Origin of the sequence: Tepidiphilus baoligensis (assembly GCF_012911495.1) — a bacterium.
GTDB lineage: Bacteria > Pseudomonadota > Gammaproteobacteria > Burkholderiales > Rhodocyclaceae > Tepidiphilus > Tepidiphilus olei.
On sequence record NZ_JAAAUB010000005.1, the window covers coordinates 82,322 to 104,699 of the forward strand.

Annotated in this window: 18 protein-coding genes; 5 read left to right on the forward strand and 13 right to left on the reverse strand. The window is 64.9% G+C overall.

All coding sequences use genetic code 11. The annotated features are described in order from the left end of the window. Positions 1-13 precede the first annotated feature (13 nt). The 5 genes from GV368_RS05130 to GV368_RS05150 all read right to left on the reverse strand — a co-directional run bounded on the left by GV368_RS05130 (position 14) and on the right by GV368_RS05150 (position 5,442). Positions 14-1,270 carry an 8-amino-7-oxononanoate synthase gene (locus tag GV368_RS05130; protein WP_169115739.1) on the reverse strand — a complete coding sequence of 419 codons (1,257 nt, stop codon included), beginning with the start codon at positions 1,268-1,270 and terminating at the stop codon, positions 14-16. Positions 1,271-1,290: 20 nt separating this feature from the next. Further along, positions 1,291-2,628: an adenosylmethionine--8-amino-7-oxononanoate transaminase gene (locus tag GV368_RS05135; RefSeq protein WP_169115740.1), complete on the reverse strand. Its 1,338-nt coding sequence runs from the start codon at positions 2,626-2,628 to the stop codon at positions 1,291-1,293. A gap of 5 nt (positions 2,629-2,633) precedes the next feature. After that, complete coding sequence (gene bioB / locus GV368_RS05140; RefSeq protein ID WP_206673289.1) at positions 2,634-3,587, reverse strand: biotin synthase BioB; 954 nt, start codon at positions 3,585-3,587, stop codon at positions 2,634-2,636. A gap of 296 nt (positions 3,588-3,883) precedes the next feature. Next, the gene (locus GV368_RS05145) at positions 3,884-4,372 is read right to left on the reverse strand and encodes a Dps family protein (protein WP_142810442.1); all 489 of its coding nucleotides are present in this window, start codon (positions 4,370-4,372) and stop codon (positions 3,884-3,886) included. 95 nt (positions 4,373-4,467) lie between these two features. Then, entirely contained in the window at positions 4,468-5,442 is a 975-nt protein-coding gene (locus tag GV368_RS05150) for a LysR substrate-binding domain-containing protein (RefSeq protein ID WP_169115741.1), read from the reverse strand. A gap of 125 nt (positions 5,443-5,567) precedes the next feature. On the opposite strand from GV368_RS05150, the gene GV368_RS05155 reads away from it, so the two are divergent. Continuing rightward, positions 5,568-7,052, forward strand: coding sequence for a DegQ family serine endoprotease (locus GV368_RS05155; protein WP_178086741.1), 1,485 nt, complete (start codon positions 5,568-5,570; stop codon positions 7,050-7,052). 27 nt (positions 7,053-7,079) lie between these two features. Here GV368_RS05155 and GV368_RS05160 read toward each other — a convergent pair whose 3' ends face one another. Continuing rightward, a complete protein-coding gene (locus GV368_RS05160; protein ID WP_169115742.1) occupies positions 7,080-8,693 on the reverse strand; it encodes a methyl-accepting chemotaxis protein in 1,614 nt (537 codons plus the stop codon). Between the two features lie 174 nt (positions 8,694-8,867). Here GV368_RS05160 and GV368_RS05165 point away from each other — a divergent pair, with 174 nt between their 5' ends. From GV368_RS05165 to GV368_RS05175, 3 genes are all read left to right on the forward strand, one after another. Beyond that, the gene (locus GV368_RS05165; protein ID WP_169115743.1) at positions 8,868-9,395 is read left to right on the forward strand and encodes a PAS domain-containing protein; all 528 of its coding nucleotides are present in this window, start codon (positions 8,868-8,870) and stop codon (positions 9,393-9,395) included. A 53-nt stretch (positions 9,396-9,448) separates the two neighbouring features. Then, the gene (locus tag GV368_RS11850; RefSeq protein ID WP_235933680.1) at positions 9,449-11,044 is read left to right on the forward strand and encodes a methyl-accepting chemotaxis protein; all 1,596 of its coding nucleotides are present in this window, start codon (positions 9,449-9,451) and stop codon (positions 11,042-11,044) included. 74 nt (positions 11,045-11,118) lie between these two features. Then, positions 11,119-11,592 (forward strand): c-type cytochrome, encoded by a 474-nt coding sequence (locus GV368_RS05175; RefSeq protein ID WP_169115745.1) that lies wholly within the window; start codon positions 11,119-11,121, stop codon positions 11,590-11,592. A 4-nt stretch (positions 11,593-11,596) separates the two neighbouring features. On the opposite strand, the gene GV368_RS05180 is transcribed toward GV368_RS05175, so the two are convergent. From GV368_RS05180 to GV368_RS11100, 3 genes are read right to left on the reverse strand one after another with little or no spacing between them, the layout of a single operon-like run. Further along, positions 11,597-12,313: a cytochrome b/b6 domain-containing protein gene (locus tag GV368_RS05180; RefSeq protein WP_169115746.1), complete on the reverse strand. Its 717-nt coding sequence runs from the start codon at positions 12,311-12,313 to the stop codon at positions 11,597-11,599. Between the two features lie 33 nt (positions 12,314-12,346). Beyond that, positions 12,347-15,877 (reverse strand): excinuclease ABC subunit UvrA, encoded by a 3,531-nt coding sequence (locus GV368_RS11095; protein ID WP_328514232.1) that lies wholly within the window; start codon positions 15,875-15,877, stop codon positions 12,347-12,349. A gap of 38 nt (positions 15,878-15,915) precedes the next feature. Further along, positions 15,916-17,895: an excinuclease ABC subunit UvrA gene (locus GV368_RS11100; protein WP_206673291.1), complete on the reverse strand. Its 1,980-nt coding sequence runs from the start codon at positions 17,893-17,895 to the stop codon at positions 15,916-15,918. A 50-nt stretch (positions 17,896-17,945) separates the two neighbouring features. Here GV368_RS11100 and GV368_RS05190 point away from each other — a divergent pair, with 50 nt between their 5' ends. Beyond that, complete coding sequence (locus GV368_RS05190) at positions 17,946-18,512, forward strand: TMEM165/GDT1 family protein (RefSeq protein WP_169115747.1); 567 nt, start codon at positions 17,946-17,948, stop codon at positions 18,510-18,512. Here the strand turns inward: GV368_RS05190 and pstB are convergent, their stop codons facing one another. From pstB to GV368_RS05210, 4 genes are all read right to left on the reverse strand, one after another. Next, positions 18,513-19,283: a phosphate ABC transporter ATP-binding protein PstB gene (pstB, locus tag GV368_RS05195; protein ID WP_169115782.1), complete on the reverse strand. Its 771-nt coding sequence runs from the start codon at positions 19,281-19,283 to the stop codon at positions 18,513-18,515. Positions 19,284-19,350: 67 nt separating this feature from the next. Next, positions 19,351-20,274 (reverse strand): phosphate ABC transporter permease PstA, encoded by a 924-nt coding sequence (gene pstA / locus GV368_RS05200; RefSeq protein ID WP_169115748.1) that lies wholly within the window; start codon positions 20,272-20,274, stop codon positions 19,351-19,353. A 1-nt stretch (position 20,275) separates the two neighbouring features. Next, a complete protein-coding gene (pstC, locus tag GV368_RS05205) occupies positions 20,276-21,160 on the reverse strand; it encodes a phosphate ABC transporter permease subunit PstC (RefSeq protein ID WP_385916063.1) in 885 nt (294 codons plus the stop codon). A 162-nt stretch (positions 21,161-21,322) separates the two neighbouring features. Continuing rightward, on the reverse strand, positions 21,323-22,324 hold the full coding sequence (locus tag GV368_RS05210; protein WP_142804068.1) for a PstS family phosphate ABC transporter substrate-binding protein: 1,002 nt from the start codon (positions 22,322-22,324) through the stop codon (positions 21,323-21,325). Positions 22,325-22,378: the final 54 nt, after the last annotated feature.

The window sequence follows — 22,378 nt, forward strand, 5'->3', positions numbered from 1 at the left end:
TTGCATTCGTTCATCATTTGTCTGCCGTGGGGAACTGCTGGAAGATCGGCGACAGCACTTCGAGCAAGGCATCGAGCTCAGCCTCGCCGTGATCGGCGCATAAGGAAAAACGCAGGCGTGCGCTGCCCTCGGGGACGGTGGGTGGGCGGATCGCCGGCACGAAAAACCCGGCCTGCGCCAAGGCTTGCTCAATGGCGAGTGTTTGCCCCGGTGATCCCAAGATCAAGGGTTGGATCGGGGTACGAGAAAACGGCAAGCGGGGAAGGGCCGAGCTACTGCTCTCTGGCGGTTCCGGCGCATGGATCACCTCGATCGCCGGTAACCGGGCCACTCCCTGGCGCCAGTGGTGAATGAGCGCAGCGAGTCGATCACGACGCGTCGTTTCCTCGCGCACCAGCTGCAGGGCGGTATGCACGGCGTGTGCCAGCGCGGGCGGCATGGCGGTCGTATAGATGTGTGTCCGCGCGGCCTGATCGAGCCAGAGCATCGCCTCTTCTGCGCCCAGCACGGCGGCACCCATTGCACCCAACGCTTTCCCGAAAGTGACGACCCAGAGCCAATGGGATTGAGGGTTCAGACCGGCATCGGCAAAACTTCCCTGTCCGGCAGGCCCGAGAATACCGAAGCCGTGGGCATCGTCGACGACGAGCCAGGCACCGTGGGCGCGCGCCAGCTCCGAGAGCGCGGACAGCGGCGCAATGTCCCCGTCCATGCTGAACACCCCATCGGTGACGACGAGTTTCACCGGCTCTCGGGATTTTTCCAGCCATTGGCCGAGGCCGGAGAGGTTGCCATGGGGATAACGTCGAACTTTGGCGCCGCCGGCGCGGGCGAGTTGCAACGCATCGACGAGCGAGGCATGAACCAGTTTGTCGGCAAAAATGGCCGTCGGCGCTTCGCGGGCCAAGGCGGTGATCACCGCGAGGTTGGCGGCGTAGCCGGAGGTGAAGACTCGGCCCGCGGGAAACCCCAGGAAGGCGGCGAGCTCGGATTCCAGCACCGCGTGCGCTTCGGTATAGCCGCCCACCAAGGCCGAGGAACCGGCACCGACGCCCCAGATCTTCGCCCCTTCGATCAGCGCTTCGACGAGGGCAGGATGGTGCGCCAGTCCCAAATAGTCGTTGCTGGCGAAACTGATTCCTTGTCGTCCGTCATGGACGAAGCGTGCGCTCGAAGCCACTGGTGACGCGCGTCGCAGGCGACGCAGTAGCCCTCGATCCTGCCGCTCGGCGAGCCATCCTCGTACGAAGGAAGGTGACGAATCATGCATGCAACGGCCTCACGCAGGGATCAAAGGACGTCGGCCAAGGTGCGCGCGATCGCTTCGCAGGCGAAATCCACCTCCTCGGGACGCGTCTCGTAAGGGGGCATGACATAGACCGTCCGACCCAAAGGTCGCAGCAACAGGCCATGCTCGAGCGCAGCTACGGCGGCGCGACGTGGAAAATCCTCCGCTGCCTTGGGTAGGTCGAAAGCCACGAGGGTACCGCAGCGGCGCAGGTGAGCAGCCCCATGTTGCGCCGCAATGGGTGCCAAAGCGCGTTCGAAGGCCGCGCCGAGCGCTTCCAGCCTTTCTGGTATGCCAGGCTCTTCAAGGAGCGCCAAGGTGGCACAAGCGGCACGACAGGCAAGGGGATTTCCCGTGTAGGAATGGGAATGGAGAAATCCGCGTTCGATGCGCTCATCGAGAAAGGCCTCGAACACTTCATCGGTGGTGAGCACTACTGCCAGCGGCAAGGTACCACCGGTGATTCCCTTGGACAGGCAGAGCAGGTCAGGGCGCACGCCGGCGTGCTCGTGGGCGAACAGGCGTCCTGTTCGCCCACATCCCACTGCGATTTCGTCGAAAATCAGCAGCACGCCGTATTCGTCACACAGACGGCGCACGCAGCGCAAGAATTCCGGCGAATGCATGATCATGCCGCCAGCGCATTGCACCATGGGCTCGACGATCACCGCGGCCACCTCTTCGGCATGGGCTTGGAGGTGCGACCGTAGAGCGCAAACCGCTCGTTCGAGTGCCGGGGGGCCGAGACGGGCGTCGGGACAGGGCAGAATCGTCGCCGGGCGCAACAGGGGTTCATAGGCCTGCCGGAAGAGAGGAACGTCGGTAACGCCGAGCGCGCCGATCGTCTCTCCATGATAGCCACCGGCGAAACAAACGAAACCGGTCTTGCAGGGGAATCCTCGGTTTCTGGCGTAATGGGCTGCCATTTTCAACGCGATTTCGGTAGCGCTGGCGCCATCGGAAGCGAAGAAAGCATGCCCGAGTTGCCCTCCCGTCAGGGCACGCAGCCGTTCCGCCAGTTCGACCGCGGCAGCATGGGTGCAACCGGCAAGCAGCACGTGGTCGAGCGTATCGAGCTGTTCCTTGATCGCGGCGATGATGGGAGGATGCCGGTGACCGAAGAGCGTGGTCCACCACGAAGAGATGGCATCGTAGTAGGCCCGACCGTCGAAACCATATAGCCATGGGCCTGCTGCACGGGCTACGGGCAAGAGCGGGAGGGCATTCGGATCGCCAGCAGGCAGATGGCGTTGCATCTGGGTACACGGGTGCCATACGGCCTCGAGGCTGCGGCGTTCCCATTGCGTTGCTTCCTGGGCGAACAAAGCGGGGGCTTCCATGAATCTCACTCCGGCCGCAAATCGAGCCGCTCGAGCAGGACGTCGTCGTGCGCGACGTCCGGATTGCCGGCGGTGAGGAGTTTCTCACCGTAGAAGAGGGAATTGGCCCCGGCGTAGAAGCACAGCGCCTGGAGCTCGTCGCTCATCTGGCTGCGACCGGCCGAGAGGCGCACGTAGCTCCGTGGCAGGGCCAGCCGGGCGACCGCGATCGTGCGCACGAGCTCGAACGGGTCGACGGGCGGCGCATCGGCAAGCGGCGTGCCCGGAATGGGGATGAGCTGGTTGATGGGGACCGACTCCGGCTGGGGGTCGAGACCGGCCAGGAGCGCCAACATGGAGATGCGGTCCTCGCGCGTCTCGCCCATGCCGATGATCCCGCCGCAGCAGACCTTGATGCCGACTTCGCGTACCGCCTCGAGCGTGCGCAGGCGGTCACTCAGGGTGTGCGTGGTGATCACCTTGCCGTAATGCTCCGGCGAAGTGTCCACGTTGTGGTTGTAGTAGTCGAGCCCGGCTTCCTTGAGGCGGGTAGCCTGCGGGGGCGAGAGCATGCCGAGCGTGACGCAGGTCTCCAAACCCAGCGATTTGACCGCTGCGACCGCCTCCGCCACCCGTTCTAGGTCTTTGTCCTTGGGCGCGCGCCAGGCAGCGCCCATGCAAAAACGCGTGGCACCGGCCGCCTTGGCCTGCGCTGCATGACGCACGATGGTCTGCGTATCGAGCAAAGGCTCACGCGCACGCGCGTGATGACGCGCCGACTGGGCGCAGTAGCCGCAATCTTCGGAACATCCCCCCGTCTTGATTGACAACAGGGCCGAGCGCTGGATGCGCTGGCCGGGAAAGTGGCGCCGGTGGGTGTCGTGGGCGCGATGCAGCAGCTCGAAGAAAGGGAGTTCGAACCACTCGCGCACTTGGGCTTTGTCGATCCTCCGGCCGGAAACGGTGTCACTATTTGTCACGATCTGTCCTTAACTTCTGTAAAAGGCTTTGATTTTAGCCTAACTTCCATGATTCGTACAAAAACAAATCACGCGAACTCGACCCGTCTCGAGCAAGACGAAAAACCGGAACGCGAGGAGAGATCCCTGAAAAACCACAGCGATCGGTCTGCGGGAAAGATAGGAGGGGGTAGGGTGCAACGCCGAAGCAGACGTTCAGTCGTGCCATGAAAAAAGCCGGGCGATCCCGGCTTTTTTCATGGGTGTTGGGCGGCGACGAGATTTTGCTACGGCGCCCTATCGTTGCGTCGCGTCGCTCACTCGAGCAGGCTGCGCAACATCCAGGCGTTTTTCTCGTGCACCTGCATGCGCTGCGTGAGCAGATCGAGCGTGGGTTGGTCGTCGGCCTTTTCGGCCACGGGTAAAATCTCGCGCGCCGTACGTACCACCGTTTCTTGGCCCTTGATGAGATAGCGGATCATGTCTTCCGCCTTCAGACCAGGCTTGGGCTCTTTGAGCCGGGTGAGCTCGAGAAACTCGGCGTAAGTTCCGGGCGCCGGATAGCCTAGCGCACGGATGCGTTCGGCGATGTCGTCGACCGCCACAGCAAGCTCGGTGTACTGCTGCTCGAACATCAAGTGCAGGGTGTTGAACATTGGCCCCGTCACGTTCCAATGGAAGTTGTGCGTGGCCAAATACAGCGTATAGGAATCGGCCAGGAGCTTGGAGAGCCCCTCGGCGATTTTCTTGCGGTCTTCTTCCTTGATTCCGATGTCGATGGCGGTACTGTCTTGTCCTTTGCTCATGCTTCTCTCCTCGGATGAACCTGACGCAGGTCAATATAGCGCACAACCCGCGACATTGACAAATTGCGGCAGCCGATGGTGCCGTTCGCTTCGAGTCATGGCGCCACCTCGGTCGGACGTGGTCCGTGCTGCTGCGCAGGCAGAGGGCGCGGCGCAGGGCCCACCGGGCGCACGCCGGGCAGGTCCGCCGCGAAGATGGCCCGGCGCAACACGTCGATCGCCCCGTGGCGCGGATAGGTGACGCGCCACACCAGCACCACGCGCCGATACGGCTCGGGCGCGACAAACGGCCGTACCGCCAGCAGCGGGTTCATGCGCGAGGCGTCGTCGGCGGCCGACGAGGGCAGCACCGTCACCCCAAGGCCGCTCGCCACCATGTAGCGGATGGTCTCCAGGGAACTTCCGGCGAGCGCCTCCTGCAGCGGCGAATTGCTCACGCACTGCGGGCACACTTCCAGCACCTGGTCGCGGAAGCAGTTGCCCGCCCCCAGCAGCAGCACGTTTTCCTCGGCAAGCTTGGCCGCCGGGATGCGATCGAGCTGGGTCCAGGGATGCTCGGCCGGCATGAGAACGCGGAAGGGTTCATCGTAAACCGGCTGCGTGACGAGCCCCGGTTCGGAGAAAGGCAACGCGAGGATGGCGACGTCGATCTCGCCGTGCTTGAGCTGCTCGGCGAGCTTCGAGGTGTAATCCTCGTGGATGATGAGCGGCATTTTGGGGGCGAGCTCATGCACGAGCGGAATGAGCCGCGGCAACAGATAAGGGCCGATGGTAAAGATCACGCCCAGCCGCAGGGGTCCTACCAAGGGATCCTTGCCCGCCTGGGCGATCTCCTCGACGCGCTGCGCCTCGCGCAGCACCCGCTCGGCCTGCTCCGCCACCAGGCGACCGATCTCGGTGAGTTTCACTTCGTTGGGATTGCGCTCGCAGAGCAGAACACCGAGATGCTGCTCCAATTTTTTGATCGCCACGGAGAGCGTGGGCTGACTCACGTGACAGCGCTCGGCGGCGCGACCGAAATGCCGTTCCTGCGCGAGCGCGACGAGATAGCGTAAATCGGTGAGCGTCATGCTGCGTTCCCCTCGACGGCGACCGTCTTCGGCCAGTGTATCAAATCTTTTTACCATCGATGCCGGCGTTTTGTTCCCGAACGATCCCGTACAATGGGCTTTTTTCCCGCATGGAAGGAGTAGCCATGAATGGAGTCAGTCCGCGGCATCCTACCTCTGCCGGCCTGCGCCGTCGTGGCGCGGCGCTGGCGTTCGCCCTCGCCTTGGTAACGGGCATCGTCGTGCCTGCCGCCAGTGCGGCCGAACCGGCCTTGCGCCCCGTGCTCTTCGGCGGCTCCGAACGGCGTTTGCCGGATTTCGCCGACCTGGTCGAGCAGGTGACGCCGGCGGTGGTCAATATCACCGTGGTGAGTCGCTCGAGCGCGGAAGCCCTGCCGTTTCCCTTCGACGAGAACGATCCTTTCTTCGAATTCTTCCGCCGCTTCGGCATCCCGCTGCCGCAGATACCCGGCGGCCGCGGCGAAGCGCCGGTGCAGCGCGGACTCGGCTCCGGCTTCATCGTCTCGTCCGACGGCTACATCCTCACCAACGCCCATGTCGTGGGTGAGGGGGGCGAGGACGCCGAAGTCACGGTCCAACTCGCCGACGGGCGCAAATTCCCGGCCAAGGTGGTCGGCGCCGATCGCCGTACCGACATCGCCGTGGTCAAGATCGATGCCAATGGTCTGCCGACGGTGAAATTCGGCGATCCCGAGAAGGCCCGCGTCGGCCAGTGGGTGATCGCCGTGGGTTCTCCCTTCGGCTTCGAGCACACCGTCACCGCGGGCATCATCTCGGCCAAGTCGCGACGCCTGCCCGACGAGACCTACGTCCCCTTCATCCAGACCGACGTGGCCGTCAATCCGGGCAATTCCGGCGGCCCCCTCTTCAACATGGACGGAGAGGTGATCGGCATCAACAGTCAGATCTATTCGCGCTCCGGCGGCTACATGGGCATCGCCTTCGCCATCCCCAGCGACGTAGCGCAGGAAGTGAAAGATCAGCTCATCGCGCATGGGCGAGTTCAGCGGGGCAAGCTCGGCGTGGTCATCCAGGGCATGGACGAGGAACTGGCGAAGAGCTTCGGACTGGACAAACCCGAGGGTGCGCTGGTCGCGAGCGTCGAAACTGACAGCCCAGCAGGAAAAGCAGGCATCCAGCCCGGCGACGTCATCGTCGGCGTCGATGGCCAGCGAATCGTGGATTCCGCCGATTTGCCGCGCATCATCGGACGGCGCAAACCGGGCGAAACGGTGCGGGTCGAGCTCCTGCGCCAAGGAAAGCGCCTGGAGAAGAGAGTGACGCTGGCCGAACTGGAAGAGGAGACGGCTCAGGCGAGCCCGGGCAAGAAACCCTCGGGCGAACCGGCCGCAGCCGGTATCTCCGTGCGCGCCCTCACCGCTCAGGAAGCGAAAGAGCGTGGTTTGGCAGAAGGGGGGGTGATGGTAACGAGAGTGACTGGGCCGGCGGCACTCGCGGGCTTGCGCCCAGGCGACGTGATCGTGGCAGTGAACCAGCAACCGGTACGCACGCCGGAGGAATTCCGCCAAGCAGTGAACGCGGCCGGCAACCGGTTCGCCGTGCTGGTCGATCGCAATGGCATGAGACTTTTCATTGCGATCCGCCGATAGTGGGTAAAGAAGGGGCATGCCGCCCCTTCATTCGACCCGGAAGCGGCGCACCCGTTCGACGAGCTGCTGTGCCTGTGTCTGTACTTTCGTCACCGCCGAAGACAAGGCATCGACCTCCGCATCCAACCGCCCAGCCTCCTGTGCGATCCCTTCGACCGAGGACGCAGCCCGTTCAGCCAGCTCTCGCTCGCTTTCGGTCACCGTCACCACCGCATCGAGACGCCGTCCGACGTCGGCCACTGCGTCACCGGCCTCGGCGAGCCGCTCGGTCACTTCGTCCGAGACGCGGCGCACCTCCTTGAGTTGTGCCTGACCAGACTCGAAGGCCGAAGAGAGCTGCTCGCTGCGCGCGACCACCGCTGCGGTGATCTCGTCGATGCGTCCAGCCGCGGCGCTCGATTTCTCGGCGAGCTTGCGCACTTCGTCGGCCACCACGGCGAAACCTCGGCCCGACTCCCCGGCGCGCGCGGCCTCGATCGCGGCATTCAAAGCGAGCAGGTTCGTCTGGTCGGCGATTTCGCGCACCTCCTGGGTGATGACGCGAATCTCGTGCGACGACCGGGAGAAAGCGTCCATCGACTCCACCAGCGAGGTCAAAGCCCGTTCGATCGCCGTAAAGGCGTCGACCAGCGCCGCCAACCGCGCCCGGCTCGTCTCGGTCCGTTCCCGGCTCACTTGCGACTCGGCCTGGATTTCCGCGATCTCCCGCGCCACACCGATCGCCGCCTCGTGCAAGCGGCCGATCAATTCCCGTACCTGCGCCACCACGGCGTTCTGCGCCTTCGCTCCGGCACGAACCGCATCGCCACTGCGCACCATCTCGGCCGTTGCGCCCTCCAAGGTGACCACCGTGCGTTTCACCTCACGCACGAGTTCCCCTACCGTTTCGAGCATGCGGTTGAACCCGGCAGCGGCCGCGCCGATCTCGTCGTGACGCTCCACCGGTAGGCGGCGCGTCAGATCTCCTTCGCCCTTGGCGATCTCGTCGAGACTGACGACGAGGTGTTCGAGCGGACGCGCCACCGAGCGGCGCACGACCCAGGCAATGACGGATCCGGCAATGAGCGCGAGGAGGATGGCGAAGCCGCCCACCCAGGCGGCAAAGTGGCGGGTGGCGGCATCGGCCTCGTCGAGCGAGATGCGCATGCTCACCGCCCCCAGTACCGTGCCCTCGGGTACCTGATGACACAGAATGCAGTTCTTGCCCAGATAATCAGTGGCCGCTGTGGAGGGATAGACGGCACGCAAGGCCCTGCGTCCGTCGATCTCCTCGATCGCCAAGTAGGGCTGACCGGACGCCAACACCCGGGCCTCGATCGCATCGGGCGCTTTCTCCAGCCCTCCTTGGCCGAAGACGGCCGTCACCGCCTCGCCTCGCAGCACTTCCAGGCCACTCACCGCCGTGAGCCTGCGGATCTGGTCGAGGAAGACGTCGCGCTCCCCCACCGTGCCGGTGACCATCATCGCCGTGAGCCCGGCCATGGTCATCTCATTGATCGAAGCGGCGAAGCGCTCGGCCTGGTCGCGCGCCATGGTGCGCGAAGCGGCCATGCTCCAGGCGACCATCACCGCAAGGCCCGCCACCAGCACGATCCCGATCGCGGCGATCAGGCGCCGCGCCACCGAATGTCTCTTTTCCATCGTCCTCCACTCCCCCCTGCCACGCCAACGTCGCCACGGGACTTGAGCCTCAGGATGCAGAATAGCGCAAGACGGGGCAAGCAAACCCTCGAACAGACGGTGAAAATTCCTTCAGTTCCTCCCCAATGAGCCGATAATGTTTCCTTAAGATTCACACATCGGAAGGAGGCCACGATGAAGCCCAAGATCACGCCGACCAATGTAGAAGTCCACTTCTCGCCCGACGAGATCATCGTCAGCAAGACCGACCTCAAAGGTCGCATCACCTACGCCAACCGCGTCTTCATGCGGGTGGCCGACTATGCCGAAGACGACCTGCTGGGCGTACAGCACAACATCGTGCGCCACCCCGACATGCCCCGCGGCGCCTTCAAGCACCTGTGGGATACGATCCAGCGCGGCGAGGAATGGTTCGGCTTCGTCAAGAACATGACCTCGAAGGGACACTACTACTGGGTGTTCGCCAACGTCACCGTCGATCGCTTCGGCGACGAAGTGCTAGGCTACTACTCGGTACGGCGGCAGGCCCCGCAGCGCGCCATCGACACCCTGGCGCCGATCTACGCCGAAATGCTGCGCATCGAGCGCGAGGCAGGTCCAGCCAAAGCCTGTGAAGCCTCGCTCGCCTGGCTCACCCGCAAACTCGAAGAACTCGGCACCACCTACGAAGCCTTGGTGCTCGATCTCTTCCTCGAGCGGTGATGAATATCACGCAGCGTCAAAATTGCCTGATTTCGACGCACAAGGAGAAGAACATGTCACGCAGCACAAACGCTGCCGCCTCTGATCCTCTAGAACGGCTATTGCAGCCCACGAGCGAGGCGAGCCGAACCATCCCCTTCATCCAGCAGCGCGTACGCTTCGTCAGCATCGTCTACGTGCTCGTGATCGCCGGACTCGCCGTCCATTCGATCTGGCAGCACGGTCCGACCGTGCTGAATATCACGGCTCCCCTTCTGTCGCTCGCCTTCGCCTGGTATGCCTATCGCTGGATCACCCATCCCCTGAAGGCCTTGGCGCGCATGAGCGTCGTCTTGGCCCGCGCCAAGGAGGGATGCCTGAGCGTGCGTATCACCCACACCAAGGGACTGGGCGAGATCGGCAAGATCGCCTGGGAACTGAACGATCTGCTCGACGTGATGGAAGCCTACTTCAAGGACGTCAACACCTGCTTCGATCGCGCCGCCCGGGGTGACTTCCATCGACACGCTTTTGTCGACGGGATGCCGGGCGAGATCCGCCGTTCGCTGGAGTCGATCAACCTCGCGCTCTCTACCATGGAACAGGCCACCGAACTCGCGGCGAAGAACCGGCTCAACAGCGCCCTGCACCAGATCAATGTGGACAACCTCCTGCGCAATCTCGCCGGAAATCAGACCGACTTGATGGACGTGAGCGGGCGCATGGACGAAGTACAGCACCTCGCTCAGCGCAACCAGGAAGGAGCCGCCGAGAGCCTGGCGACGGCACGGCAACTCGCCAGTGCGCTGGAGGCGATCGACCGAAACATGCGTACGATGACCGAGACAGCGACCTCTCTCGAAGGCGCCAGTAACTCCATCGGTCGCACCGTCCAACTCATCTCCGAGATCACCGAACAGACGAACCTGCTCGCCTTGAACGCCGCGATCGAGGCCGCGCGCGCCGGCGAAGTCGGACGCGGCTTCGCCGTGGTGGCCGACGAAGTGCGCAAGCTCGCCGAACGCACACGGGTTGCTACCGACGAGATCGGCGACGTCATCGGCGCACTGCGCGACAGGGTGGGCGCGATGGTGCAACAGACCCGCGCGATGAGTGAGCAAGCCCAAACCGTCAGCGACGAAGTCGAGGGGTTCGAGAACCGCTTCGAAGCGGTGGCACGTTCGGCAGAGGCGATGATCGTAGCGGTCGAACGCGCCAAGGATTTGGCTTTCACCTCCTTGGTGAAACTCGATCACATCATCTACATGCAGCGCGGTTACGTAGCAGCCGAACGAAGCGGCCAAGGAGAAGAAGCCCAGGCAGTCGGCTCAGATCACACGCAGTGTCGCCTGGGCAAATGGTATTATGAGGGTTATGGTAAGGAACACTTCTCCAGCACCCCCGCTTATCGCGCCCTGGAAGAACCTCATCGACGCGTCCACGCCGGCATACATGCCGCCATCGAACAAGCGAAAAAGAACTGGCTGCGTGATGCCGCCATCTTGGATTCCATCGTTACGAATATGCGCACTGCCGAAACCGCCAGCCAGGAGGTCATCCGCCTCATCGGCGAGATGGTGCAGCAGAAATATGGTGAATCCCTCTCCGCCCCTTCCAAGGCTACCAAGGGTTCACCGAGCCGAAGGGCGAGCCGGGCGAGCGCGGCATGAAAGGGCTTTTCCTCACCATTCTCAGGAACATCGTCTATACTAAAACGATATCCCTCTGTGTAAGGAGAAGACCCATGAAGAAACTGCCCAAGATCCTGCTCTTCGCCACCGCCATGGGGCTTGCCGGCGCCGCCGCCGCTCAGGCCCTAAAACCGGAAGACAAAGTGAAGTTCCGCCAGGCCGCCTACACGTTCATGGCCTGGAACATGGAGAAGATCAAGGCGCAGACGGTCGACGGCAGCGCCCCCTTCGATCAGGCCCAGGTGGCGGCAGCGGCCAACGCCATCGCCGCGGCCGCCAATTCGGGCATGGGTGCGCTCTACAGCCCCGACACGGTAGGCGTCGTCGGTTTCCACAAGAGCCGGCTGAAAAAGGAATTCTTCGAGCAACCCGACCAAGTGCGTGAGATCGCGATCAATTTCACCGAACAGGCAAACAAGCTCGCCGAAATCGCCGCGATGGGCGACAAAGCCGAAATCGCCCAGCAATTCGGCGAAGTGGGCAAAGCCTGCAAGGCCTGCCACGACAAGTTCCGCATGAAGGATTGAATCTTCACCAGTCCATCCCCGGCGTCGGCGCCACGGGCGTGGGCGCCGGGATCCAGACGCCGCTCGCCAGGTACACCACGGCGAGCGCCACCGCCACGGTGAGCGCGAGGCGCAGTAGGTAGCTCTTGTTGTCCCATTGCACGCGGGGTACCTCCGCCAGCCCTTCCGGCAAGGGACGATAGCCGGTGATCATGGGGCGCACCAGGTCCTCCTTCTTCACCACGGCATAGAAGACGATGGCGCCCACGTGCAGCAGCACGATCAGCCACAGCAGCGGCTCGAGCATGCGGTGCCAGTGCGTGAGACGGATCTGCCAATAGGAATCGACGAGCGTCGCAAGCGGTCCACGAAAGGCGATTTCGTCGTAAGTGAAAAGCCCCAGGAGCGCCTGCAGGCCGAAGAGCCCGAGGAGCGCCAGCACCGAGAGCGCCCCCAGGGGATTGTGCCCCACGCCATGCCATTGCCCGCGCACATAGGCGAGGATCTCGCGGGGTCCGCGCACGAAGGCGCAGAAACGCGCCGTCTGCGGCCCGACGAAGCCCCACTGCAGCCGCCAGACGATGAGCCCCAATACCGCCAGCCCGAAGCCCTGGTGCCAGCGCATGGCGTTGCCGCCGATCTTGACCGAGACGACCGCGCCGACCACGCAAGCGACCAGGGACCAGTGAAAGAGCCGCAGCGCCGGATCCCAGACGGGGAGGTTGCGATCTTCATGTGCCATCGTCTTCTCCTCACTTGCACGGAATACGCTCGTTCACTTCAGTAAAGCATCTTTGCGGCGGGAAAGCACCCTCTCGAGCGCCTCACACGTCGCCCCGCTTGCCCGCCGTCGCAGGGATTCCACGGTTCCCTGGTGGACCAGTCGACCGCCTTCGTCCCCGCCACCGGGGCCGAGGTCGATGAGCCAATCGGCTTCGAGCCACACGTCCGGGTCGTGTTCGATGACCACCACCGTGTGGCCGTTCTCCACCAGGCGGTGCAACACGTGCAGCAGTTTCTCGATGTCGGCGAGGTGCAGCCCTACGGTGGGTTCGTCGAGCAGATAGAGGGTGGGAGTGTTCGCCGGTCGGGAGAGCTCGGCGACCAGCTTGAGTCGCTGCGCCTCCCCGCCGGAGAGGGTCGGGCTGGGCTGCCCCAGGCGCAAATAGCCCAGGCCGACTTTTTCCATCCAGCGCAGCGGCCGCGCGATCGCCGGGTGTGCACCGAAGAATTCCGCCGCCTGAGTGACCGTCATCGTCAGCACGTCGGCGATGCTCGCTCCGCGCCAGCGCACCTGCAGGGTCTCGGCGCGATAGCGGCTACCGCCACAGGCCTCGCACGGTTCGCGCACGTCGGGCAGGAAGGCCATTTCCACCGTGATCATGCCCTGCCCCTCGCACACCGGGCAGCGGCCCTCGCCGGTATTGAAGGAGAACCACGCCGGGGCCCAACCGCGGGTCCGCGCATCCTGCGTCTCGGCGAACAGCCGACGGATGGGATCGAACACCTTGAGGTAGGTGGCCGGGCAGGAGCGGGGGGTCTTGCCGATGGGGGTCTGGTCGACTTCGAGCAGCCGCGTGAGCGCCTCGCCGCCTTCGAGGCGTTCGCAGCCGATGGGTCGGCCCTGACGCAGGCTCTCGGCGAGCACCTCGCGCACCAGGGTCGATTTGCCCGAACCGGACACGCCGGTGACCACGATGAGGCGTGCGAGCGGAAGACGCACATCGATGCCCTGCAGGTTGTGGCGGCGTGCCCCGCGCACCCACAGGCTCGGCGTGTCGTCGGCGACGGGCCGCGGCGGTGCGAGCCGATGCGCGATGGGCGTGCGCAGCATCTTGCCGGTGAGCGAACGAGGCGAGGCGAGAATGACCGGCAGCGGCCCTCGAGCCACCACCTCGCCGCCGTGCTCGCCCGCGCCGGGGCCGAGGTCGATCACCTCGTCGGCGCTGCGGATCATCGCCTCGTCGTGCTCGACCACCAGCACGGTATTGCCGCGGCGCTGCAACCGCCGCAGCATGGCGATGAGGCGTTCGTCGTCGCGCGGATGCAGGCCGATGGTGGGTTCGTCGAGCACGTAGCACACGCCGCGCAGGGTCGAACCGAGTTGGGCGGCGAGCCGGATGCGCTGCGCTTCGCCCCCCGAGAGCGTGGGCGCGGCACGCTCGAGCGTGAGGTAGCCCAGCCCCGCTTCGCACAGGAAAGCGAGGCGCTGCGCGATCTGCGGCAGGACTTCGGCGGCGATGCGCCGGCTGCGTTCGTCCCACTGCGCGGCGGCCGTATCGAACCACGGCGCCAGGCGCGCGAGCGGCAGGCGGGACAGCTCCGGCAGGCTCGTTCCCTGTAGCCGCACGGCGCGGGCGTAGGCATTGAGCCGGCTGCCGCCGCACTCGGGACAGGTCTGGGCGGTGACGAGACGGCCCTCGACCTCGCGTTCCGCTTCGAGCGAGAGTGGCCGGCCATCGCGCAGCGTCGCGCCTTCGCCCAGCAGTTTCCGGCCGGTGCCGAGGCAAGCCGGGCACCACCCCAGGGGCGAATGCTGCGAGAAGAGGCGTGGATCGAGGGGCGGGGCGCCCTTGCCGCAAGAGGGGCAGACGTGGGCGCCGGCGAAGAGGTGCCAATGCCCCTGCCCGTCGCTCACTTTCACGCCTTCACCCGCTTCCAGCGCCTGCTGCACGGCCCGCTGTAAAGCGTGCGCATCGGCGGATTCGAGCCGGGCGATCGGCAGGTCGATGTCGTGCTCGCGGTAGCGGTCGAGCTTGGGCCAGGGATCGGTGGGCACTTCCCCGCCGTCGACGAGCAGCGTCGTCACGCCCCGTCGTGCCGCCCAGGCTGCCAATTCTTTATAGATCCCCTTGCGGCGCCGCACGAGGGGCGCATAGAGGGAAAGCGGCGGGGGCAGGTGCGCCAGGCGCTGCGCCAGGGATCCGGCGGCGAGCGGCTCGAGCGCCACGCCGCACTCGGGGCAATGGGGCGTGCCGAGGCGGGCATAGAGGAGCCGCAGGAAAGGAGCGATCTCGGTGAGCGTGCCCACCGTGCTCTTGTAGCCGCCGCGGCTGGTGCGCTGTTCGATGGCGACGGTGGGCGACAGCCCCTGGATGCGGCCCACGGCGGGGGGCGGGGGCGGTTGCACGAACTGGCGCGCGTAGGCATCGAGCGCGGTGAGGTAGCGCCGCTGCCCTTCGGCGAAGACGATGTCGAAGGCGAGCGTGGATTTGCCCGAACCGGACACACCCGTGACCACGGTGAGCCGCTCCCGCGCGATCGTCACGTCGAGGTGTTTGAGGTTGTGCTCGTGCGCATCGAAGATCTCGATCGCGCGCGGTGGCGCGGGACCGTACAAAGGGGTCGGCTCGGCGGCAAGGGGCAGGGACGGGGCGATGAAGGCGCCAGTGCGCTCGCGCAGGGCCCGGCCGGTGGCGGTCTCAGCCGTGGCGAGCCGGGGCGGGGGGCCTTCGAAGACGATGCGACCGCCTTTTTCTCCGCCGTCGGGGCCCAGTTCGATCACCCAATCCGCGGCGGAGATCACGTCGAGGTGATGTTCGACCACCACCACCGCTTCGCCCTGCTCGACCAGTTCCTCGAGCACGCGCAGCAGTCGCGCCACCTCGTGCTGGTGCAGCCCCGTGGTGGGTTCGTCGAGCACGTAGAGCGTCTTGCCGCCGCGGCGGCGTTCGGCGAGCCGAGCGGCAAGCTTGAGGCGCTGGGCTTCGCCGCCGGAGAGCGTCGGCGTGGGCTGCCCCAGCCGCAGATAGCCCAGCCCGAGCGCGACGAGCGGCTGCAGGCGCGCCATGGCCGCCTTGGCCCCGGGCAGGCGGGAAAGCAGCGCCAGAGCCTCGTCCACCGTGAGCTCCAGCCATTCGGCGGCGTTCTTGCCGGCGAGCCGCACGCGCAATACCTCGTCCCGGAAGCGCCGGCCGTCGCACACCGGGCAGCGCAGGTAGACGTCGGCAAGGAACTGCATCTCGACGTGTTCGAACCCCGAACCGCCGCAGGCGGGACAGCGCCCTTCGCCCGCGTTGAAGCTGAAGCTGCCGGCGGTGAAGCCGTGGGCGGCGGCCTCGGGCTGGGCGGCGAAAGCGCGGCGCAGCTCGTCCCAGGCACCGGTCACCGTCACCGGCATGGAGCGCGCGCTCTTGGCGAGCGGCGTCTGGTCGACCCAGACGAGATCGGCAAGCGCCTGCGCTCCTTCGAGCGCATCGTACGGTCCCGGGGCCTCGGCCTCGCGCCCGAGCGCCCGGGCAAGCGCCGGTACGAGCACGTTTTCGACCAAGGTGGATTTGCCCGAACCGGAGACCCCGGCGATCACCGTCAACCCCGAGAGGGGCAGCGCCAGGTCGATGCTTTTCAGGTTGTGCTCGCGCGCCCCGTAGAGTCGCAGCCAAGGATTTCGCCCACCTCGCGCGGGGTTCGCTCCGCCTGCACCCGCAAGCGACCGCCGAGATAGGCGCCGGTGAGAGAGGCCGGATGCGCGGCGACGGCGGCGGGCGGACCTTCGGCCACCAGGCGCCCCCCTTGGGCCCCGGCACCCGGCCCGAGGTCGATCACCCAATCGGCCGCGGCGATCACCTGTGGGTCGTGCTCGATCACCACCACCGTGTTGCCCAGATCCACCAGCCGGCGGATCGCGCCGATGAGCCGCGCCACGTCGCGGGCGTGCAGTCCGGCGGTCGGCTCTTCCAGCACGAAGAGCGTCTCCACCAGCGAAGTGCCGAGCGCCGTCGTCAAATGGATGCGCTGCAATTCCCCACCCGAGAGGGTGCGCGAGGCGCGATCGAGGGTGAGGTACCCCAGGCCCACTTCGCACAGATAGCTCAGGCGGGTCTCGATTTCCTCGAACACCTGCCGCAGGGTCTTGCCTTGGATGCCGGCCGCGCAGCGGCGCACGAAGGCGGCCGCCTCCTCGACCGGCAGGGCGAAGAGTTCGGGCAGGTCGTGGCCGGGAAGGCGTCCGGGTGGCGGTGCCTCGTCGGCGGCGATCAAACGCCAGGCGAGCGCTTCCGGTTTGAGGCGCGCGCCGTGGCAGTCGGGGCAGACGGTGTAGCTGCGGTAGCGCGACAGCAGCACCCGCACGTGCATCTTGTAGGACTTGGATTCGAGCCACTCGAAGTAGCGGCGCACGCCGTACCAATGCTGCGGCCAGCTCGTCTCCCAATCGATCCAGTCGGGGTCGCCTTCGAGCACCCAGCGCCGCTCCGCCTCGCTCAATTCGCGCCAGGGCACGTCCAGACGCACGCCGGCGGCCGGAGCGAGCATCTCCAGTTCCTGCTGGCATTGCGCCGAGAATCCTCCCTGCCAGGGACGGATCGCCCCTCGGCGCAGGGAAAGCGACGGGTCCGGGATCACCTTGTCCCAATCGATGCCGATCACCCGCCCGAAACCACGGCAGGTCGGACAGGCGCCCACCGGCGAATTGAAGGAGAAGAGACCCGGCGAGGGGTCGAAAAAAGTCCGATCGCAAGCCCCGCAGTAGCGCTCGCGGCGGTATTCCCGTGCGGGAATCCGCTCGCAAAAGAGGGGCTCACCCGTCTCCGCCGGCTCACCCAGCCGATTTCGCAGTTCGTCCCAGTCGGCCACCGCCAGGCGCCCCTGTCCCTGGGCGAAAGCCGCTTCCAGCGCTTCGAGCAAACGCCGTTCCTCGATCGTTTCGAGGCGGAAGCGATCCTGCACCACCCACCACCACCAATTCCCGTCCCCTGCGGGCGTGCGGGCGACGACGCGCGCGTAGCCTTGGGCCGCGAGCCCGGCGCGCACCGTCTCGGCGGGCAGGCGTTCGGGCACCGGCAAGGGGAAGAGCACGGCGAGCCGCGCGGCCGGGGCAAAACGTCGCCGCAGGTCTGCAGCCACCGTCTCCGGCGTGTGCGGTACGATCTCTTCGCCGCAGCCGGGACAGAAGAGGCGCGCGGCGCGCGCATAGAGCCATTTGGCGTGATCGGCGATCTCGGTGAGCGTACCCACCGTCGAGCGCGAAGTGCGCACGCTGGTGCCGCCTTCGATGGCGATCGCCGGCAGCACCCCCTCGACCTCGTCGACCTCGGGTGCGTCCAGGCGCTCGAAGAACTGGCGCGCATAGGGCGAAAAGGTTTCGACGTAGCGGCGCTGCCCCTCGGCGTAGAGCGTCTCAATCACGAGCGAGGATTTCCCCGCGCCCGAAACGCCGGTCACGACGATGAACCGCCCCGTGGGCAGGTCGACGTCGAGCCCTTGCAGATTGTGCTGGCGCGCGCCGCGGATGCGGATACAGGAGGCAGTGGATCTTCCCTCGTTTTCGTGCATGGGTCCCCGTGCGTTGCGGCCGACGAACCCGTCGGCGATTCCTGCGATCATAGCAAGTACGCCGCTATAATGCGATTCGCGCCACTTTTCGCCGCGCTCCCATGGAAGCCTTCCTCACCGCCACCGGGCTCGTCGCGCTCGCCGAAGTCGGCGACAAGACCCAGCTCCTCTCGCTCGTGCTCGCCGGGCGCTATCGTGCGCCGTGGACGATCTGCGCGGCGATTTTCTTTGCCACCCTCGTCAATCACGCCGGTGCCGCGGCGCTGGGCGCGGCGGTGACGCAGTGGCTCGGGCCGGACGTGCTGCGCACGGTCACCGCCCTTTCCTTCGTCGCGCTGGGGTTGTGGATGCTGGTACCGGATACGATCGACGAAGACGAGACGAAGACGCGGCCGGCGGCGACGCTCACCCGCATCTTCACGATCGTGTCTTCCGCGTTCTTCCTTGCCGAGATGGGGGACAAGACGCAGCTCGCCACCGTGGCGCTCGCCGCGCACTATTCGCCTTGGGCGGCGGTGGTGACCGGCACCACCGTCGGCATGATGCTCGCCAACGCCCCGGTGGTGTGGTTCGGCGAGCGGATCACGCGCCGGCTGCCGGCCAAGACGATCCACCTGGTCGCGGCGCTCGCTTTCGTCCTGCTCGGCATCGCGGCCTGGTGGTGGTGATCAGCCGAAGCGCCCGGTGATGTAGTCCTCGGTCTGTTTCTTGCGCGGGCGCACGAAGAGCTCGTCGGTGCGACCGAACTCGACGAGCTCGCCCAGGTACATGAAGGCGGTGTAGTCCGAGATGCGCGCCGCCTGCTGCATGTTGTGGGTGACGATGAGAATGGTCACTTTTTCCTTGATCTCGGCGATGAGTTCCTCGATGCTCGCCGTGGCGATGGGGTCGAGCGCCGAAGTGGGCTCGTCGAAGAGGATGATCTCCGGGTCCGAAGCGAGCGCCCGGGCGATGCACAGGCGCTGCTGCTGGCCGCCCGAGAGGTTGAAGGCCAGATCGTCGAGCCGATCCTTGACCTCTTCCCACAGCGCCGCTCCGCGCAAGGCTTCTTCGACTTTCTCCTCCAGCACCGAGCGGCGTTTCTCGCCACGCACCATCAGGCCGTAGGCGACGTTCTCGAAAATCGTCTTGGGGAAGGGGTTGGGTTTCTGGAACACCATCGAGATGCGCATGCGGATCTCGATGGGGTCGACTTCGGGCGAGACGAGGTTGACGTCGTCGGGATAGAGACGGATCTCGCCTTCGTAGCGGTTACCGGGATAGAGATCGTGCATGCGGTTGAAACTGCGCAACAAGGTCGATTTGCCGCAGCCGGACGGCCCGATCAAGGCGGTGACCCGACGTTCGGCCACCGGCAGGTCGACGTTTTTCAGGGCGTGGTTGTCGCCATAGAAAAAATTGAACTTACGCGTCTCGGCCTTGAGCGTCTCGGTGACCATTGCGGCGTTGTCATCCAGGGTTTTGGGTTGGTTCATACGGTCGATTCCGTCGAGAAATTGAAGTCGTTCACCATTTCAGCTTGCTGCGGATACGGCTGCGCAGCCAGATGGCGATGCCGTTCATCAACAGAGTTGCCACGATGATGACGATGCCGGTGGCCGCTGCATTGACGTGAAACGCGGTTTGCGGACGCGACAGCCAGTTGAACATCTGGATGGGCAGCACGGTGAAAGGCGAAAAGAGCCAATCGAAGGGACCCGCAGGGGGATCGCCGGTGAACGGAATCGGTGGCAGGAAAGCAATGAAAGTGAGCGCGCCGATGGTGATGACGGGCGCCGTCTCACCGATGGCGCGCGACAGGCCGATGATCACCCCCGTGTAGATGCCACCCGAAGCGTAGGGGACGAGGTGATCGCTCACCACTTGCCAGCGCGTCGCCCCCAAGGCATAAGCCGCCTCGCGGATGGCCACGGGAATGGCGCGCAAGGCCTCGCGGGTGGCCACGATGACGATGGGCAGGATCATGAGCCCGAGGGTGAGGCCGGCCGTGAGGATGCTATGCCCGAAACCGAGGATATAGACGAAAAGCCCCAGGGCAAGCAAGCCGTAGATGATGGAAGGCACCGCCGCGAGATTGGTCACGTTGATTTCGATGAGTTCCGTGATCCAGTTTTTCGGCGCGTATTCTTCCAGATAGATGGCCGCGGCCACCCCGAGCGGCACGGCGGTGAACGCGGTCACGACCATCACCAGGGCCGACCCGACCCAGGCCGAGAGAATACCTGCTTCCTCGGGCCGCCGCGACGGGAAATTCAGGAAGAAATCGGGGGTGAGCCGCTGCCAGCCGTCGATCACCAGATCGACGAAGAGGAGCATGAGGACGAGCACCCCCACGGTCGTGGCCAGCAAGCCGATGGTACCGATGATCAAATCCCAGCGCTGGTTTCGGGCGATGATCGTTCGCAACCGAGGACCCTGTGTCTCCGCCATCTCAATACACCTCGCGAATGCGCCGGCGCAGCATTTGGCCGATCAGGTTGAAAAACAAGGTGATCACCACGAGCACGAGCCCGACGGCGAAAATGCTCTGGTAGCCGATCGAACCGTGCGGCAGATCGCCCATGGCCACCTGCACGATGTAGGCGGTGATCGTCGCCGCGGGTTCGCGCGGATCGAAAGTGAAGTTGGGCTGCTGACCGGCGGCGATGGCCACGATCATCGTTTCGCCCACCGCCCGGGAAATCCCCAGCACGAACGCAGCCATCACCCCAGAGAAGGAAGCCGGGAGCACCACCCACATCGCCGTCTGAAAGCGCGTGGCCCCCATGGCGTAGGAGCCTTCGCGCAGCGCCATGGGCACGGCGCGCATCGCATCCTCGGCGATCGAAGCCACGTAGGGCACGATCATCAATCCCATCACCAGACCGGCGCTGAGCATGTTGAATCCGGGCAGCCCCGGAATGAGTTTCTGCAGCAATGGCGTGACGAAGAGCAATGCGAAATAGCCATAGACGATGGTCGGCACGCCGGCGAGCAGTTCGAGGAAAGGTTTGAGCACCTCCGCGAGTTTCGGCGGAGCGAATTCGGATAAATACATCGCGATGAGGAACCCCAGCGGGCCGGCGACGAGAAAGGCGATGGCGGAAGTCACCACCGTGCCGACCAACAGCGGTAGCATGCCATACCTCGCACGCTCGAAGAGCGGCGTCCATTCGGTGCCGGTGAGAAACTCCACGAGCGAGACGTGTTCGAAGAACGTCGAGGCCTCGTAGAGCAAAATGGCGACGATGGCCACCGTCACCGCCACGGCGCAAAATGCCGCCACGAAAAGGATCGCCTCGATGACGCGTTCCTTGCCGTTGCGCACGTGGCGCATGGTGCGGATACGGTCGAGATAAGGAGAGGAAAAACTACCGCTACCGCCCGTGTCGGTCGTCGTCATTGAATCGCTCATGGTCTGTCTGACCGTAGTAATAAGGATCGAACGATGAAAAAGCCATCGGCTCGCGATCGCCAGCCGATGGCGTGGCAATGCAGCTTACAGGTGCTTCTCACGCTGCAGCAATTCCTCGACCTTCAAACCGACGTCGGGCACACCGCCGAAAGCCGTGCCCGTTCTCATCGCCTTGAAGTTCTCCATCGCCAGCTCATAGGCTTGGCTGGGCAGATCGACGTAGCCCACTTCCCTGCTTAGCTTGGCGGCGTGCTGCAGATAGAATTCGACGAACTCGCGCACCTCCGGTTTTTCCTGGGCGGCCTTCGCGCTCACGTAGATGAAGACGGGGCGAGACAGCGGCTGGTACGAGCCGTTATTCACCGTTTCGACCGAGGGAGCGATGGCCGGCGAGTTTTCGTCTTTCTTGATCTTGACGGCCTTGACCTTGTCTTTGTTTTCCATGTAGTACGCCATGCCGAAGAAGCCCAAAGCGCCCACGTCGCGGCTGACGAACTGTACGATCACGTTGTCGTCTTCGGAAGCCATGAAATCACCCCGGCTCGACTTCGACTTTCCAACGATGGCTTCGGTGAAATAATCGAAGGTGCCGGAATCGGCGCCGGGACCGGCGAGCTTGAGCGGATGATCAGGGAATCGCTCGGAGACCTTCTTCCAGTTGTCGACCACCCCTTGCGCGGAAGGCTCCCACATCTTCTTGAGCTCGGCCACCGTCATTTCCTCGGCCCAGGTGTTCTTCGGGTTGATCACGACGGTAATGGCGTCATAAGCCACCGGCAGCTCGATGTACTCGATTCCAGCCTGGCGGCACACTTCCATTTCCGACTTGAGGATGGGTCGTGATGCCCCGGAAATGTCCGTCTCGCCACGGCAGAATTTCTTGAAGCCACCGCCGGTGCCGGAGATCCCCACCGTGACCTTCACCGTGCCTTTCTTCATTTTTTGATATTCCTCGGCCACGGCCTCGGTCACCGGATAAACCGTGCTCGATCCGTCGATCGTGACGATCTTCTGCTGTGCCTGAGCGGCACCGACCGCACCCACCAACGCCAGTGCTCCAAGCAGTACGCTTTTGGAGAATTTCATGGAACGACTCCTTGTTCGAGAAAGGGGCTTTGCAGGGACGAACGTCCCGACCCG

Excerpts from the sequence above, each read along its gene's own strand:
- GV368_RS05130 (WP_169115739.1), bottom strand. The coding sequence starts at position 1,270 with ATGCATGATTCGTCACCTTCCTTCGTACGAGGATGGCTCGCCGAGCGG.
- GV368_RS05135 (WP_169115740.1), bottom strand. The coding sequence starts at position 2,628 with ATGGAAGCCCCCGCTTTGTTCGCCCAGGAAGCAACGCAATGGGAACGC.
- GV368_RS05145 (WP_142810442.1), bottom strand. The coding sequence starts at position 4,372 with ATGAGCAAAGGACAAGACAGTACCGCCATCGACATCGGAATCAAGGAA.
- GV368_RS05150 (WP_169115741.1), bottom strand. The coding sequence starts at position 5,442 with ATGACGCTCACCGATTTACGCTATCTCGTCGCGCTCGCGCAGGAACGG.
- GV368_RS05155 (WP_178086741.1), top strand. The coding sequence starts at position 5,568 with ATGAATGGAGTCAGTCCGCGGCATCCTACCTCTGCCGGCCTGCGCCGT.
- GV368_RS05160 (WP_169115742.1), bottom strand. The coding sequence starts at position 8,693 with ATGGAAAAGAGACATTCGGTGGCGCGGCGCCTGATCGCCGCGATCGGG.
- GV368_RS05165 (WP_169115743.1), top strand. The coding sequence starts at position 8,868 with ATGAAGCCCAAGATCACGCCGACCAATGTAGAAGTCCACTTCTCGCCC.
- GV368_RS11850 (WP_235933680.1), top strand. The coding sequence starts at position 9,449 with ATGTCACGCAGCACAAACGCTGCCGCCTCTGATCCTCTAGAACGGCTA.
- GV368_RS05175 (WP_169115745.1), top strand. The coding sequence starts at position 11,119 with ATGAAGAAACTGCCCAAGATCCTGCTCTTCGCCACCGCCATGGGGCTT.
- GV368_RS05180 (WP_169115746.1), bottom strand. The coding sequence starts at position 12,313 with ATGGCACATGAAGATCGCAACCTCCCCGTCTGGGATCCGGCGCTGCGG.
- GV368_RS11100 (WP_206673291.1), bottom strand. The coding sequence starts at position 17,895 with ATGATCGCAGGAATCGCCGACGGGTTCGTCGGCCGCAACGCACGGGGA.
- GV368_RS05190 (WP_169115747.1), top strand. The coding sequence starts at position 17,946 with ATGGAAGCCTTCCTCACCGCCACCGGGCTCGTCGCGCTCGCCGAAGTC.
- pstB (WP_169115782.1), bottom strand. The coding sequence starts at position 19,283 with ATGGTCACCGAGACGCTCAAGGCCGAGACGCGTAAGTTCAATTTTTTC.
- pstA (WP_169115748.1), bottom strand. The coding sequence starts at position 20,274 with ATGGCGGAGACACAGGGTCCTCGGTTGCGAACGATCATCGCCCGAAAC.
- pstC (WP_385916063.1), bottom strand. The coding sequence starts at position 21,160 with ATGCGCCACGTGCGCAACGGCAAGGAACGCGTCATCGAGGCGATCCTT.
- GV368_RS05210 (WP_142804068.1), bottom strand. The coding sequence starts at position 22,324 with ATGAAATTCTCCAAAAGCGTACTGCTTGGAGCACTGGCGTTGGTGGGT.